The sequence below is a fragment of the Pseudomonas sp. KH_040 genome (assembly GCF_057839305.1).
The window spans coordinates 341,436-354,089 of the sequence record NZ_CM174487.1; the positions used below are offsets into that span (position 1 = coordinate 341,436).

Annotated in this window: 15 protein-coding genes; 3 read left to right on the top strand and 12 right to left on the bottom strand. The window is 58.6% G+C overall.

Going from position 1 to position 12,654, the window contains the following annotated elements:
• Window positions 1-329: 329 nt before the first annotated feature.
• The 5 genes from AC3IUF_RS01520 to AC3IUF_RS01540 form a co-directional block, all read right to left on the bottom strand.
• Window positions 330-1,565: a methyltransferase gene (locus AC3IUF_RS01520; RefSeq protein ID WP_007950151.1), complete on the bottom strand. Its 1,236-nt coding sequence runs from the start codon at window positions 1,563-1,565 to the stop codon at window positions 330-332.
• On the bottom strand, window positions 1,546-2,235 hold the full coding sequence (locus AC3IUF_RS01525) for an ABC transporter permease (RefSeq protein WP_007909164.1): 690 nt from the start codon (window positions 2,233-2,235) through the stop codon (window positions 1,546-1,548). The genes AC3IUF_RS01520 and AC3IUF_RS01525 overlap by 20 nt, the downstream gene beginning before the upstream one ends.
• Window positions 2,235-2,927 (bottom strand): ABC transporter permease, encoded by a 693-nt coding sequence (locus tag AC3IUF_RS01530; protein ID WP_007909165.1) that lies wholly within the window; start codon window positions 2,925-2,927, stop codon window positions 2,235-2,237. Before AC3IUF_RS01530 ends, AC3IUF_RS01525 begins: the two co-directional genes overlap by 1 nt.
• A gap of 78 nt (window positions 2,928-3,005) precedes the next feature.
• Entirely contained in the window at window positions 3,006-3,755 is a 750-nt protein-coding gene (locus tag AC3IUF_RS01535) for an ABC transporter substrate-binding protein (protein ID WP_007909166.1), read from the bottom strand.
• 13 nt (window positions 3,756-3,768) lie between these two features.
• Window positions 3,769-4,542 (bottom strand): ABC transporter ATP-binding protein, encoded by a 774-nt coding sequence (locus tag AC3IUF_RS01540; protein WP_007909167.1) that lies wholly within the window; start codon window positions 4,540-4,542, stop codon window positions 3,769-3,771.
• A 554-nt stretch (window positions 4,543-5,096) separates the two neighbouring features.
• Between AC3IUF_RS01540 and gabP the strand changes: the two genes are divergently transcribed.
• Window positions 5,097-6,488 (top strand): GABA permease, encoded by a 1,392-nt coding sequence (gabP, locus tag AC3IUF_RS01545; RefSeq protein ID WP_007909168.1) that lies wholly within the window; start codon window positions 5,097-5,099, stop codon window positions 6,486-6,488.
• 70 nt (window positions 6,489-6,558) lie between these two features.
• On the opposite strand, the gene AC3IUF_RS01550 is transcribed toward gabP, so the two are convergent.
• The 4 genes from AC3IUF_RS01550 to AC3IUF_RS01565 form a co-directional block, all read right to left on the bottom strand.
• Window positions 6,559-7,011, bottom strand: coding sequence for a hypothetical protein (locus AC3IUF_RS01550; RefSeq protein WP_007909169.1), 453 nt, complete (start codon window positions 7,009-7,011; stop codon window positions 6,559-6,561).
• Between the two features lie 6 nt (window positions 7,012-7,017).
• Complete coding sequence (locus AC3IUF_RS01555; protein WP_007909170.1) at window positions 7,018-7,431, bottom strand: hypothetical protein; 414 nt, start codon at window positions 7,429-7,431, stop codon at window positions 7,018-7,020.
• 28 nt (window positions 7,432-7,459) lie between these two features.
• A complete protein-coding gene (locus tag AC3IUF_RS01560) occupies window positions 7,460-8,434 on the bottom strand; it encodes an alpha/beta hydrolase family protein (RefSeq protein ID WP_489280175.1) in 975 nt (324 codons plus the stop codon).
• A 68-nt stretch (window positions 8,435-8,502) separates the two neighbouring features.
• Window positions 8,503-9,561, bottom strand: a complete 1,059-nt coding sequence (locus AC3IUF_RS01565; protein WP_077570299.1) for a PDDEXK nuclease domain-containing protein — start codon at window positions 9,559-9,561, stop codon at window positions 8,503-8,505.
• 259 nt (window positions 9,562-9,820) lie between these two features.
• Between AC3IUF_RS01565 and AC3IUF_RS01570 the strand changes: the two genes are divergently transcribed.
• Both AC3IUF_RS01570 and AC3IUF_RS01575 read left to right on the top strand, forming a co-directional pair.
• Window positions 9,821-10,270 (top strand): hypothetical protein, encoded by a 450-nt coding sequence (locus AC3IUF_RS01570; protein WP_007909173.1) that lies wholly within the window; start codon window positions 9,821-9,823, stop codon window positions 10,268-10,270.
• A gap of 76 nt (window positions 10,271-10,346) precedes the next feature.
• Window positions 10,347-10,637: a YceK/YidQ family lipoprotein gene (locus tag AC3IUF_RS01575; RefSeq protein WP_414895001.1), complete on the top strand. Its 291-nt coding sequence runs from the start codon at window positions 10,347-10,349 to the stop codon at window positions 10,635-10,637.
• On the opposite strand, the gene AC3IUF_RS01580 is transcribed toward AC3IUF_RS01575, so the two are convergent.
• From AC3IUF_RS01580 to AC3IUF_RS01590, 3 genes are read right to left on the bottom strand one after another with little or no spacing between them, the layout of a single operon-like run.
• The gene (locus tag AC3IUF_RS01580) at window positions 10,634-10,987 is read right to left on the bottom strand and encodes a hypothetical protein (protein ID WP_007909177.1); all 354 of its coding nucleotides are present in this window, start codon (window positions 10,985-10,987) and stop codon (window positions 10,634-10,636) included. The genes AC3IUF_RS01575 and AC3IUF_RS01580 overlap by 4 nt on opposite strands.
• Window positions 10,984-11,865 carry an alpha/beta hydrolase gene (locus AC3IUF_RS01585; protein ID WP_489280176.1) on the bottom strand — a complete coding sequence of 294 codons (882 nt, stop codon included), beginning with the start codon at window positions 11,863-11,865 and terminating at the stop codon, window positions 10,984-10,986. Before AC3IUF_RS01585 ends, AC3IUF_RS01580 begins: the two co-directional genes overlap by 4 nt.
• Window positions 11,862-12,653: a TSUP family transporter gene (locus AC3IUF_RS01590; protein ID WP_007909181.1), complete on the bottom strand. Its 792-nt coding sequence runs from the start codon at window positions 12,651-12,653 to the stop codon at window positions 11,862-11,864. The genes AC3IUF_RS01585 and AC3IUF_RS01590 overlap by 4 nt, the downstream gene beginning before the upstream one ends.
• Window position 12,654 lies beyond the last annotated feature (1 nt).

The window sequence follows — 12,654 nt, forward strand, 5'->3', positions numbered from 1 at the left end:
TCTGATTGTTCTTGTTTGGAGACGCGCTGGCGGCACGCTGTGGACTTGTATAGCAAGGCTGGCGATGCGCCGCAATTATTCGCTTCGGACCGGTGAATTTCGGCGGTTATGTCGTTTTGATTGACGGCTTATGCACAACGGGCTGGCACGAGACCATGCTTAGGCAGTTATTTGTGGACGCGTTCTCATTTTGTTCGCAAATCCCTGTTTTATTGGTTTTTTATCAATGTGAACAAAAAATGACCAGTGCTGTTAGGGGCTCGAAACAGGCATGGATATTGGATCCACGAAGAATTCATCAACAGAGTTATCCACAGGAAGTCGATGAATTATTCGCGTTCGGCCAACAGCAGCAGGTTACGTGGTGTGAGGGGGGCCTCGCAGAAAGTGCCGAGGCGTACGACGTATCCCTGTTCTGCGAGGAAAAGTGCCCGATCCAGATTCAGCCAAAGCTCAAGTGGCCGTCGGAACAATCCGCGAAGCAATTCCAGGTTGCGAACTTCGGCCAACCGCAGCCAACCGGCTGCTTCGAGTGCGGGCCAATCTGGCGAGCCGATTGTGGATAACTCTTTTAGCGCTGCGAGATCGCGACAGTATTCAGCGAACGGTCTGTCCAGCCAGGCGCTGGGCAGGGAGGGCGTTGGCAGGTATTCGTCGACGCCGCGCACTTGCCGTTGCAGTAGGTCGAAGGCCAGGCGACGGGCCATTGAGGTGTCACGCTGACGTCGGACGCGGGCTCCGGCGGTGACGGTTTCGCTCATTGGCAGCGCCAGATCTTCGACTGAGAGCTGTAGGAGCGATGCCAGTCCGGCGTGGGACAACGGCTGATATTCGCTGCAACTGATGCGGTTGTAGCAGCAGGGCGCGATCGCCATTTGCTGGCAACCTGCAGCACTGGCCAGTTGCATCAGCCGAACATGTAGATCGCCACACGCGTGGAGGGCGACGGGCGTGTGAGTCGCGCTCAACACGGCAGAGGCATTCGCCGCCAGTACATCCTGTTCCACGTGCAAGGCATGGAGGTGATGACGCTGACTCAATGCCTGACCGCTGGCGACCAAAAGCGGATCGTATTCAACGCAAGTCAGTTGCTGCCCCAAACCCAACAAGCGCCGCCCCAAATGACCCTTGCCCGAGCACCAATCCAGCCAGTGCGTCGGCTGCGAAGCAAAGGACAATCGACTGGCAAACGCCTCGATCTGCTGCCACTTGCGCCCCGGCACATCGACATTCAGTCGATGGCCCGCAGCTTTCAGCGCATGTCCCGGCAACTCACCGACCGCGCTCAGCTCAGCCGACAAAGCCGCCAATGAAGCAAACGGCTCCGGCGCATCGACAAGATCAGCAGGTTGGTTGTGAGCGTTTTCCGCGTCTTCCAGAGTGCGCCCGCGTAGCCACAAGGCTAACTCCGGGCAGGACGCTTCCCAGGCAAGAGAACGGTGAGTGAACGGCCGAGGTTTCCATAACGCCTGATGCGTTGTCAGAAAAGCATCCAGCGCCGTGAAGCGGGCGAGTAAGTCCTCGCCCGTCAGCACGTAGGAAGAATCAACGCCCTTGGCAGGCATCGACGCGCAGCCAGCGCTCCAGCAGCTTGAAGCCACGCACGAGCACGTAAGCCATCAGCAGATAGAACACGCCCGCCGCGAAGAAGATCTCCACCGGCAGATAGGTGCGGGCAATGATCGTGCGCGCCATGCCGGTCAGTTCCAGCAAGGTCACGGTGCTGGCCAGCGCACTGGCCTTGAGCATCAGGATCACTTCGTTGCTGTAGGCCGGCAGGCCGATGCGCGCGGCACGCGGGAGGATGATGTAGAACATCGCTTTCGGTTTCGACATGCCCAGGGCTCGCGCCGCTTCGATCTCGCCCGGCGGAATTGCCTGAATCGCCCCGCGCAGGATCTCGGCGATGTACGCCGCCGTGTGCAGCGTCATGGTCACGGTCGCACACCAGAACGGATCGCGCAGGTACGGCCACAACGCGCTTTCACGCACCGCATCGAACTGCGCCAGGCCGTAATAAACCAGGAACAGCTGCACCAGCAGCGGCGTGCCACGGAAAAAGAAGATGTAAGCGTACGGCAGCGAACGCACGTACCACAGCTTCGAAGAGCGGGCGATGCCCAGCGGAATCGCCAGCAGCAGACCGGCAATCACGGCGATGGCCACCAGTTCCAGGGTCAAGGTTGCGCCCTGCGCCAGTTTCGGCAGCCACTTGATGATCACTTCCCAGTTCATTAAGCGCTCCTCGCAAAGCCGCGAGCGGCGCGTTTTTCCAGGAAGTGCATGCCGGTCATCGCCAGCACGGTCAGGCCCAAATACATGATCGCGGCGACCATATAGAAGGTGAACGGTTGTTTCGACACGGTCACGCCGATTTGTGCGTGGCGCATGATTTCTTCCAGGCCAATGACCGAGACCAGCGCGGTGTCTTTCATCAGGATCATGAACAAATTGCCCAGGCCGGGCAGGGCGATGCGCCACATCTGCGGCATGATCAACCGGGTGAAGATCCGCCATTTCGACAGGCCCAGGGCCTGGCCGGCCTCACGGTGGCCTTTGGGAATGGCGAGGATCGCGCCGCGAAACACTTCCGTGGCGTAGGCGCCGAAGCACAGGCCCAGGGCGATCACGCCAGCGGCGAAAGCGTTGAGTTGCAGGTCGGGGTTGCCGAAGAACTCACCGAGGGCGCGCATCAGGTTGACCGTACCGAAATAGATCAACAGCACCCAGAGCAATTCCGGGACGCCACGCACGAGGGTCGAATAAGTGCCGCCAAGCCATTGCAGCGGCTTGTACGGGGAAGTCTTGGCCAAGGCGCCGAGCAGGCCGAGCACCAGTCCCAGGCACAGGGCGGTGAGAGCCAGTTGGACGGTCATCAGCGCGCCGGCAGCGAGGGCCGGGCCGAATCCGTAGAGGTCGATAATCATGGAGTTCTGTTCAAATTGCGGCAGGCAAAGTCGGGAGCCGGCGCCGTGCAATCACGGCGCCGGTCCCACAGGTCAGGATCAGTAGATGCTGAACGGGAAGTACTTGTCGTTGATCTTTTTGTAGGTACCGTCGGCGACGATTTCCTTCAGCGCGGCGTTGAGCTTCTCACGCAGTGGATCGCCCTTACGCACAGCGATGCCGATCTTGTCGCTTTCTACGACCGGGTCGCCTTTGAACTCGTAGTTCTTGCCGGCGTCGCTTTTCAGCCAGTCATAGTTGGCGTACTTGTCAGCGAGGATCGCGTCGACACGACCGGAAGTCAGGTCGAGGTAGGCGTTTTCCTGGGTGTCGTAGAGGCTGACTTTGATGTCGTCGGCGTAGGTGTCTTCCAGCCAGGTACCGGCCAGGGTCGCACGCTGGGTACCGATGGTCTTGCCTTTCAGCGAGTCCTTGTCGGTTTTGAAGTCGACGTTTTTCGGTGCGATGAACTGCAGCTTGTTCGAGTAGTACGGGTTGGTGAAGTCCACCGCGCCTTTGCGCTCTTCGGTAATCGACAGCGAGGAGATCAGGAAGTCGAACTTCTTCGCGTTCAGGGCCGGGATGATGCCGTCCCAGTCGGAAGTGACCACAGTGCATTCGACTTTCATCTTCGCGCACAGCGCGTCGCCGATGTCTTTGTCGAAGCCGACCACGTTACCGCTGGCATCTTTATTGTTGAACGGCGGGTAAGCCGCTTCGATGCCCATCTTCAGGGTTTCAGCCATGGCACCGGCGCTGAACGCGAGGGTGACGGCGGCGGCCAGGAAGACCTTCTTGAAATTCTGCATGCATGTTGCTCCGTTAGCGGTTGCTGGACATGAATTGTTTGCAGCGCGCCGAAAGCGGGTTTTCGAACACCTGCTGAGGCGATCCTTGCTCTTCTATAAGGCCTTGGTGAAGGAACACCACTTCGCTGGAGACCTGACGGGCGAAGCCCATTTCGTGGGTCACGAGCAGCATGGTGCGGCCTTCTTCGGCCAATGCGCGGATGACACTAAGTACTTCCTGAACCATTTCCGGGTCAAGCGCCGAGGTGGGTTCGTCGAACAGGATCACCTTCGGTTGCATTGCCAGCGTGCGGGCAATCGCCGCGCGCTGTTGCTGACCGCCGGACAATTGCGCCGGGTAGGCGTGGCGCTTGTCGGCGATGCCGACCTTGGCCAGCAGCGCTTCGGCGACTTCGATCGCCTCGGCTTTGCTCTGGCCGAGCACGCGACGCGGTGCCTCGATGATGTTGTCGAGGATGCTCATGTGCGGCCACAGATTAAAGTTTTGAAACACAAAACCAATCTCGGAGCGCAGACGGTTGATCTGTTTGCCATCGGCGGCAACCAGTTCGCCATTCTTGGCGGCCTTGAGCTTGAGTTCTTCACCGGCCACCAGAATCTGGCCCTGGTGCGGGTTCTCCAACAGGTTGATGCAACGCAGGAACGTGGACTTGCCGGAACCGGAGGAACCGAGGATCGAGATCACATCGCCGTCGCGGGCGGTCAGCGAGATGCCTTTGAGCACCTCAAGCTGTCCGTAGCGTTTGTGCAAGTTGCGGATTTCAAGCGCGGGCGTGGCCTCAGCCATGTGCGTTCCTCATATATGTTGCGCTCCAGCTGTTGGATGGCCTTCCTGGCGAGGCGGCCAAGCTAGCATAGCGTTTCAATGGCAGCCAACAGCGCTACGAGCGGTTAACGGGTGGCATGTGGCAGGTTGTCGCATCGGCACAGCAGACTGTCGCCCCATCAACAACCGAACGGGTGTTTGATCGTGCAAACCCGTGGGTGTCGCGTAAAAAAAGGCGCGATGTTGCCAGCTTTGGCGGGGTGTTGGAAGCGCTATCCGGCCGAACGTTCCTGATTCGCCCTTTTATTGTGCATCACACACTTTTTCAGTGTGTTTCTGGTGCGCCAATTCGTCTTGAAAGTGAGTCGCAGGGTAACGCTCTGGCGAATAGCCATTAATCTCAAGGACTTGCGATGACTGTCCGGTCGTGCGCAAAGCCCCGAGCCAGAAGACTTTGAAACATTTTGGCGCATTTATTGCGTGCAGAATCCGGAACGCCCTGTTGGTTTCTTTTTACGAGAAAGAACACACCAGGCAGGACGGACTGAATCGCTTTCCTCGCAAAGGTAGTTTCGATGAGCAGTACCCCAAGCTCCAATGGCCTCGAACAGGGGCTCAAACCGCGTCATGTGACCATGTTGTCGATCGCCGGTGTAATCGGCGCCGGTCTGTTCGTTGGCTCCGGCCACGCCATCGCTGCCGCCGGCCCTGCCGTGCTGCTGGCTTATGCCGCCGCCGGTACCCTGGTGGTGTTGGTGATGCGCATGCTCGGCGAAATGGCTGTTGCCTCGCCGGACACCGGTTCGTTCTCGACGTACGCCGACCGTGCCATCGGGCACTGGGCCGGTTTCACCATCGGCTGGTTGTACTGGTGGTTCTGGGTCTTGGTGATTCCACTGGAAGCCAACGCCGCCGCAACCATCCTGCACGCATGGTTCCCTGATGTCGGCATCTGGGCGTTTGCGCTGGTCATCACCCTGTTGTTGACTGTCACCAACCTGTTCAGCGTAAAGAATTACGGCGAGTTCGAATTCTGGTTCGCGCTGATCAAAGTGCTGGCGATCATCGGCTTCATCATCCTCGGTCTGGCGGCGATCTTCGGCTTCCTGCCGAACAGTCAGGTCAGCGGCGTTTCGCACCTGTTCGACAGCGGCGGCTTCCTGCCAAACGGCATGGGCGCGGTACTGGGCGCGATTCTGACCACGATGTTCTCCTTTATGGGTACCGAAATCGTGACCATCGCGGCCGCGGAATCGAAGAACCCGGGCAAACAAATCTCCAAGGCCACCAATTCGGTGATCTGGCGGATCGGTTTGTTCTACCTCGTATCGATTTTCATCGTTGTGGCCCTGGTGCCATGGAACGATCCTACGCTGGCCAACCTCGGCTCCTACCAGACCGTGCTTGAGCGCATGGGCATCCCGAACGCCAAGATGATCGTCGACATCGTGGTACTGGTCGCGGTGACCAGCTGCCTGAACTCGGCGCTGTACACCTCGTCGCGCATGCTCTTCTCCCTCGGCAAGCGTGGCGATGCACCGGCCATGGCGACACGGGTGAACAAAAGTGGTACGCCTTACTGGGCCGTAATGCTGTCCACCGGCGCGGCATTCCTGTGCACCTTCGCCAACTACGTGGCCCCGGCGGCGGTATTCGAATTCCTGTTGGCCAGCTCCGGTGCGATCGCACTGTTGGTGTACCTGGTGATCGCGTTCTCGCAACTGCGTATGCGTAAACAACGCATGGCGCGCGGCGAGAAAATCGTTTTCAGCATGTGGCTGTTCCCAGGCCTGACCTACGCGGTGATCATCTTCATCGTCGCGGCCCTGACCATCATGCTGTTCCAGGAAGCGCATCGCGTAGAGATCCTCGCGACTGGTTTGCTGAGTCTGATGGTGGTGGCAGCCGGTTTGTTGGTAGCACGCCGTCGCAAGCTGGAAAAACGTGGCGCGGTGGTGTTGAACTGATCCGTTACGCGTAATGCAAAACGGCCGCTGTCAGTGATGACAAGCGGCCGTTTTTGTTTGTGAGCGATGTTTATTCGCTCTTGTCTTCCTGTGCTTCCACCGACTTGCCATAAGCATCCAGCGCAACCCCGAAATCGGTGATGAACTGCGGTTCGCTCAGCCAGGCCTGGGCCTCTTCGATGGTTACGCCTTCGGACCACATGCGGTAGTCGATCAGCATGTCGGCGGCCAGGTGAGTGGCGGCCATGCCTTCGTTGTCGGCGTTTTCCATGTCCAGCAACTCTGGATGGTCAACGATGACGAACGCCAGTTCGCGCAGCAGGGTCAGCAGCATCTCGTTGCGGCTGATGGCTTCGGCGTCGCGCATTTTGCTGAACATCGCCAGGGTGTATTCCGGGATCGGCTCGGCGAGGTGGTCGAGGTCTTCGTCCTGCTCCAGCGGCTTGCGGCCGACCATACGGATTTGCTTGGCTTTGGCCTTGGCGCGTTTGGCGCGTTTCTGTTGCTTGTTCAGGGATGCCATGGGAACTCAGTTCTTCTGTTGGGTTTGCGCGGCGATCGCGTCGGACGCCGCTACATAGTCGGCCTGGAAGGCCGGGGATTCGATCCACGCCAGCGCGCCGGCCTCGTCGGTTTCCTGCGACCACTGGCGATACTCGATCAGTGCGGCGAGGATGAAATCCATCGCGCCTTCTTCGCCTTCCTGTTCGTAGACCAGCTCCAGCAGCGGGTCTTCGAGGAATGCGCTGCACAGCGCTTGCTGGCTGATCTTCTCGGCGTCGATCATTTTCTTGAACAGCTCGGTCAGGTCCACCGATTCGAAGTCGATGCGGTCGTCGTTCGGGTCCAGTTCGACCGGCGTTTCAGCGCGTTTGGTGCGGTTTTGCTTGGCCTTGGCTTTGGCCCGGGTGGCGCGTTTCTGCTGCTTGTTGGCGGAGGCCATGATGTGTTCCGTCGTGCGTTGAGAGGGCTCAGCTGCGCGGGACTTGCCGCCCGGGTGTGTCGGGGGCCAGTGCGCCGGTTTGCAGCCAGGTCAGAGCGATGGGCCATAGTGTGGCTTGGTATGCGCTGCGAAAAAAGGCGAAATGTCCGACTTGTTGTTCGCCGATGTCCTGCGGTTCGATGCGCAGGTGGGTTTTTGTCGCGTTGCTGAAGTAGCCGAGCAGGCGTTCGATGGCTGGAATGGTGCCGTAGGGATCGTCGCTGATGCTGATGGCCAGAATCTGCGCGCGGACATTGGCGAAGGGCAGGGCGCCGGTCTTTTTCATCAGCGCGCGACCACTTGGGCGCTGTTCGTAACGCGCGGCAGGCGTGCTCCAGTCGCGTACAACGCCGGTCGGCGTATCTTCCAGCCAGCCGAGTCGCTTGCCGGGGAAGAAGCCGCAGAACAGCGTCAGCAACGGCATCACCACATGCCATTTGCCGAACATGCGCCAGCGATGTTCGGGCGCGTAATCGCGCCAGTAGGCGAACTGCGCACCGACGATGACCAGCCGTCGGATAACCCGCCCGGATTCGCCCAGACCTGCCGCGCAACCGCCGAAGCTGTGGCCGACCACATCAATCGGCTGACCGGGAAACTCTCGTTGCGCGCGTTTGAGCATCGCTTCGAAATCCAGTGCGCCCCAATCTGTCCACGAGGCGTTCAAGCCTTTGATCGACGCGGATCGTGATTCGCCGATGCCGCGGTAATCGTAAGTCATCACGTCGAAATCGTTGGCAAACAGGTAAGCCGCAAAGCGCGAGTAGTGGCGGCAGCGCACGGAAGTAGCGGCGTTGATGATGACCACCGGGCGTTGCGAGTCGGGCAAGGAATGACGCCAGATGAAACCGCCAAGTGCAAAACCGTCGGCGGCAGCTTCTTTGAAATGCTCACCTTGCTCAGCAGGCAAGGTTGGCGACCTTGACTGCATGCCTTGCCTTGCGGGCGTGTCCTGACAGCTCATGACGCTCGACCTTGAAGAGTAAGCTGACAACGATAGTCTCAGCGCCGCCCGGCAACAATCCGCAAGTTTTACTCGGTGGATTGAGTGAGCCTGCGCTCTTCGATCAACGCCTGCTCGCGATTGAGCTCCGCGCGTAACTCGTCTTCACTCGGCAGGATCGTCTTGTAACTGCTGGCAAACAGTTGCTCATTGCCCTTGAGCATTGAGTAGCGCGCCACCGAGTCGTTGCTCTCGGCAGACAGAATAATCCCGACTGTCGGCTTGTCGCCCTCGCTGCGCATGAGTTCGTCGTACATGCGCACATACATGTCCATCTGCCCGACATCGCGGGCGCTGAGCTTGCCGCGTTTGAGATCAATGATCACAAAGCATTTGAGCAGGTAGTTGTAGAACACCAGATCGATGTACAGATCGACGCCGTCGGTACTGATGCGTTGTTGGCGGGCGACGAAGGAAAAGCCTTTGCCCAGCTCAAGCAGAAAGCCCTGCAGATGGTCGATCAGAGCTTGTTCGAGACCGCTTTCCCTGACCTTGCCTGCTGAGGGCAGACCGAGAAATTCGAGCATGACGGGATCACGAATGAATTCACGCGGGTTGCATTTCAGCGCTTCGATGTTGGTGGTGGCTTCTTCGATCACATCGGCTTTGTCGCGACTCATGAGAAGCCGCTCGTAGTAGAGCGTGAGGATCTGGCGGTCGAGGGCGCGGCTTGACCAGTTCAGATTGGCGCATTCGTCCATGTACCAGTGGCGTGCTTTTTCATTGGTCACGCCCAGAAGCCGACGATAGTGGGTCCAGCTCAATTCGTGACGCAGTGCGTCACGAATTGGAAACGCCTGATAAAAGAGGCGCATATAACGCAGGTTGGAAGCGTCAAAACCCTTTCCGAATTGCGCCGTCAGATCCTTCGCCAACAACACGAGCAACTGTTTTCCATAGCCCGCACGCTGAGCTCCCTCTTGTTCAAACTCGACAATATGCCTGCCGATCTGCCAGCAGGTCTGCACTTGAATCGTGTCCACCGCACGCAGCACTTTTTGCCGCGCCTGGCGAATCAGTTCGCCCAGCTCCCCCAGCAACGAATCGATTTTCGGGTCTTGCGTGTCTGCAGGTTTTAGCGGGCTCATCGGCTCTTCCACATCGTTGGATACAGGCGTCAAAGCATGCCAAGAGTCGCCGCGTGGGTATGTCGGGCGAGCCGGTTAACTGGGACGGAAGAAGGGATTGATGTTGCAGGACGTTGCCGCTGAAAGAGGCGTCAGAGAGTCATGGTCTGTAGTCCATTTCGTACACGCGCCAAGTTCCAAACAATCTAAAACCCGCCCCGATACGCAAAATCTAAAAGGAGTAATGGTTGGGTTCTACAAGAACCCGGGAGTCGTGATCATGAAACGCGTTCTTTCATTCATGCTGCCCATCGCCGCCGTCGCCGCATTGCTGTTCCCGGTGATGTTGCAGGCAGCCAGTCTTGAACCCATCGACAGTGCCGGGGTGCAAGTTCAGCAGCAACAACAGAACGGCATCGCTTATCTGGCCGGCGGGATTGGTGAGGATGAGGCGAAGGCCATTCAACAAACCGGCGGTTACAACCTGCACATGACGTTCGCTGTGGGCGCGCAAGACGAGTACACCGCTGATGTCGATGTGATGATTCAAAAGTCACCAGGGCAAACCATACTGACGCTTAACCAGACGGGCCCGTTGGTATACGTGCAACTACCACCCGGCAAGTACACGGTGGTAGCCACGCGCAAAGGCGAAACGCGGCATGATGTGACCGACGTTGGCAGCGGCACGGCGCGCAATCTGGTGTTCCACTGGAATGACGCTGGATAGCGATGGGTGTGATTGCAAAGTCGAGGCGCAGGTACAATCCCGCGCCTCCTGTTTTGTGATGTAAGGAAGCGCTGGTTTGAAAGGGATTTTGCGTGTTGTTTGTGTCATCGGCCTGGTATTGCAGTTGACCGGCTGTGGAACGTTTATCGGGCGTTTGAATGACGGTTTGTCCGATGCCCAGTATTACCGAGGGGTTGATGGCAACCTTCACCTGCTGGGTGTGCGTGGCGGTGGTAGCGATGGCATGCCGGCGGCGATCGTCTGTTACATGATGATTGTCTGCCCGGTCATCACCGTCGTATCTCTGCCAGTGGATGCCGCGGTGGATACGGTTCTGCTGCCGATCGATTACATCAATACGCTTTAGGTTTTCTTTGCGCGGCGCTTGCTCTTCGGCGTGTGCACGGGCTCTTGAGCCTTGCGATAGATCCACACGCCGAACACACCCACTGCCAGCAGAAACACTGTGCCAACGCTCTGCCAGACAAACTCGAACCAGAACTGCTGCGGTTGCTGGGCCAGGGTGTAAGTGCTGCGCGGGCCGCGGTTATTGGTGGTGATAGAGCCGCTGATCCAGCTGTCGACCAGCATCCAGATCGACAACCCGATGGCTAAAGTGATCAGCAGAGCAACGAGAACAGTCAGCCAGTAAGTCACACGACTTGGGCGATAGGGCGGCGGGTGGGGCAGGGGGATGCGGGTTTTCCTTTGATTCATGACGCTTGGGACCTGTTTCCGGTATTGATGAACTGCGCTATCTCGCTCGCCAATTCCGCTGCGCGCGGCGGGTTTTCCCTGAGCCACGTTGATACAGCGTGGTCGCACCCCGGCAGTACGATTTTTCTGAACTGATGGGGATCCAGACTCTTTTCAATGGCCTCGATGACCTCATAGGGAATGACGCTATTGATCACGCGCGCGCCCATTTGCTGCGTCCCGGCAGACGTACCGGGAATCCCGCCAAACGCGGTTGATCGAAGGCCATCGTATTCGCCGATCACCAGCAAGACCTTCCCGTCGAACGTACGCAGGAAATCCAGCGATGGCGAATCGAGAAAACCGTGAGGCACCGAAATGGCGTTTTTAAAGGGTGATCCAAACGGTTGCTGCCAGGCTGCCTCCGCATACAGGGCGGGACAGAACAGCACGATGCGCCTGACTGAAGCGCGATGCGCTTGCGCCACCTTGAGCGCCAGTGCACCGCCCAGACTGTGACCGATCACGGTGTTGAGTTCGCCGCCAAGATGACCGGCAAACTGCAAAGCCTCCTGAAGGTTGTGCGTCAGTGAAGTGTCTTCAAGGGCAACGTCGGTGTCGGGACCGTGGCCGGAAAGATTGAAGCTCAGGCTGGCTATTCCCTGCGCCTGCAAGGGATACAGGATGGCGTTGAGTCGCGAATAGTCAGAGCGGGCGCCGTGAATGGCTAGCACCTTTGGCGTTGACGCTTCTGCGGCGGAGCCGGCCAATACGCGACCTTCCAGTTGGTAGCCGGCGAAGGTTTGCGCAAAGAAAAACTCAGGGCCGGTTGGCGCCTCGTCGAACTGCAATCGAGACTGAGGTCGAGACGCGCCGGTCAGCGCCAACCGATTGATCACAGGGCCGCCAGGGTGTGCAGGACTGCAACACGCAATGGATTGGTCTCCACGCTCAACAGTTTGATCGCCAAGGCGCAGCAGACCACGATCAACATGGGTTTGATCAAGCGTGGGCCGACCCGGACCGCCGCTCTTGCGCCCAGTTGTGCGCCGAGGAAGGCTGCCAGCGCCATGGCAATCGCGATCGGCCAGATGATCACGCCTTTGGTGATGAAGACTGACAGCGAACCCAGGTTGCACGACGCGTTGGCCAATTTGGTGAAGCTCATGGCCCGCATCATGCCAAGCCCGCAAAGCAGCACGAAACCGACGATGAAGAATGAACCTACACCCGGACCGAAAATGCCGTCGTAGAAGCCCAGGATCGGTGCCACGGTGAACGAGAACAGCAGAATGCCGATTCGTTTGCGTCGATCCTCATTGGCCAGTTTCGGCGAGAGCGCGAAGTAGATCGCCACCAGAATAAGCATGACGGGCACGCACACTTCCAGATAGCGCTTATCAATTGAACTGACCAACAGTGCCCCGCTGGCGCCCCCCAGGAATGCGCAGATAACCAGAAAGCGCCCCTCCCGCCATTCAATCATGCCCTTGCGGGCAAAAGTGACCGTGGCCGAAATAGTCGCCGACGCGGCCTGAAACTTGTTTGTAGCAATCGCACTGATCGGGTCGACGCCGGCCAGAAACAAGGCAGGCAAAGTAATCAAACCGCCACCCCCGGCAATCGCATCAAAAAAACCGGCGCAAAAAGCCACGAGCGCCAACATGCCAATTACATCCCAAGCCATT

What these genes read in the sequence shown, in the direction of transcription:
- AC3IUF_RS01520 (WP_007950151.1), bottom strand. Translation starts at nt 1,565, where the DNA reads ATGCCTGCCAAGGGCGTTGATTCTTCCTACGTGCTGACGGGCGAGGAC.
- AC3IUF_RS01525 (WP_007909164.1), bottom strand. Translation starts at nt 2,235, where the DNA reads ATGAACTGGGAAGTGATCATCAAGTGGCTGCCGAAACTGGCGCAGGGC.
- AC3IUF_RS01530 (WP_007909165.1), bottom strand. Translation starts at nt 2,927, where the DNA reads ATGATTATCGACCTCTACGGATTCGGCCCGGCCCTCGCTGCCGGCGCG.
- AC3IUF_RS01535 (WP_007909166.1), bottom strand. Translation starts at nt 3,755, where the DNA reads ATGCAGAATTTCAAGAAGGTCTTCCTGGCCGCCGCCGTCACCCTCGCG.
- AC3IUF_RS01540 (WP_007909167.1), bottom strand. Translation starts at nt 4,542, where the DNA reads ATGGCTGAGGCCACGCCCGCGCTTGAAATCCGCAACTTGCACAAACGC.
- gabP (WP_007909168.1), top strand. Translation starts at nt 5,097, where the DNA reads ATGAGCAGTACCCCAAGCTCCAATGGCCTCGAACAGGGGCTCAAACCG.
- AC3IUF_RS01550 (WP_007909169.1), bottom strand. Translation starts at nt 7,011, where the DNA reads ATGGCATCCCTGAACAAGCAACAGAAACGCGCCAAACGCGCCAAGGCC.
- AC3IUF_RS01555 (WP_007909170.1), bottom strand. Translation starts at nt 7,431, where the DNA reads ATGGCCTCCGCCAACAAGCAGCAGAAACGCGCCACCCGGGCCAAAGCC.
- AC3IUF_RS01560 (WP_489280175.1), bottom strand. Translation starts at nt 8,434, where the DNA reads ATGAGCTGTCAGGACACGCCCGCAAGGCAAGGCATGCAGTCAAGGTCG.
- AC3IUF_RS01565 (WP_077570299.1), bottom strand. Translation starts at nt 9,561, where the DNA reads ATGAGCCCGCTAAAACCTGCAGACACGCAAGACCCGAAAATCGATTCG.
- AC3IUF_RS01570 (WP_007909173.1), top strand. Translation starts at nt 9,821, where the DNA reads ATGAAACGCGTTCTTTCATTCATGCTGCCCATCGCCGCCGTCGCCGCA.
- AC3IUF_RS01580 (WP_007909177.1), bottom strand. Translation starts at nt 10,987, where the DNA reads ATGAATCAAAGGAAAACCCGCATCCCCCTGCCCCACCCGCCGCCCTAT.
- AC3IUF_RS01590 (WP_007909181.1), bottom strand. Translation starts at nt 12,653, where the DNA reads ATGGCTTGGGATGTAATTGGCATGTTGGCGCTCGTGGCTTTTTGCGCC.